This is a genomic window from Xenorhabdus sp. PR6a (assembly GCF_028599065.1).
Lineage (GTDB): Bacteria > Pseudomonadota > Gammaproteobacteria > Enterobacterales > Enterobacteriaceae > Xenorhabdus > Xenorhabdus doucetiae.
The window spans coordinates 1-734 of record NZ_JAQRFJ010000199.1 but is presented as its reverse complement, the minus strand read 5'-3'; the positions used below and the strand labels follow the sequence as shown (position 1 = coordinate 734).

At 60.1% G+C, this 734-nt stretch carries 1 pseudogene; it reads left to right on the top strand.

The window, feature by feature from the left end:
- Positions 1-734: pseudogene (locus PSI15_RS18330) on the top strand (DNA primase); the annotation flags it as partial.

Here is a 734-nt window from a genome sequence, read left to right as displayed (position 1 = left end):
CTGGACTTGCTGAGCGCCCGCAGCCGTCAGGGCTATGCGCGGATGGCCGCCGCTGAGCTGGGGCTGGCCGACGGGGAACTCCGGCGGGCACTGGGACAGGTGTTACTGGCCGTTGAGCAATGGCAGCAGCAAGGGAATACCCCCAAAGCGGTGCAGCCTGAACTGAGCGCCGATGACCGGGCAGCGGCACTGGCGTTACTGCAAGACCCCTATTTAACCGCGCGTATCACGTCTGACCTGGCCGCCTGCGGCGTGGTCGGCGAATCAACCAACCTGTTGGCGGGTTATCTGGCCGCCGTGAGCCGCAAACTGCCCAAACCCTTAGCCGTCCTGATACAAAGCAGCAGCGCGGCGGGGAAATCGTCACTGATGGATGCCGTGCTTAACCTGATACCGGAAGAAGAACGGGTGCAGTACAGCGCCATGACCGGGCAAAGCCTGTTTTATCTGGGGGAAACCAATCTCCAGCACAAGATACTGGCTATCGCCGAAGAAGAAGGGGTACGGCAGGCGGCTTATGCGCTCAAGCTGTTGCAGAGTGACGGCGAGCTGACGATGGCGAGCACGGGCAAGGACGAAACCACGGGCAATCTGGTGACCAAAAGCTACACGGTGAAAGGCCCGGTGATGCTGATGCTGACCACGACCGCCATTGATGTCGATGAAGAGCTGCTGAACCGCTGTCTGGTGCTGACCATCAACGAATCACGGGAACAAACTGAAGCAATACATGC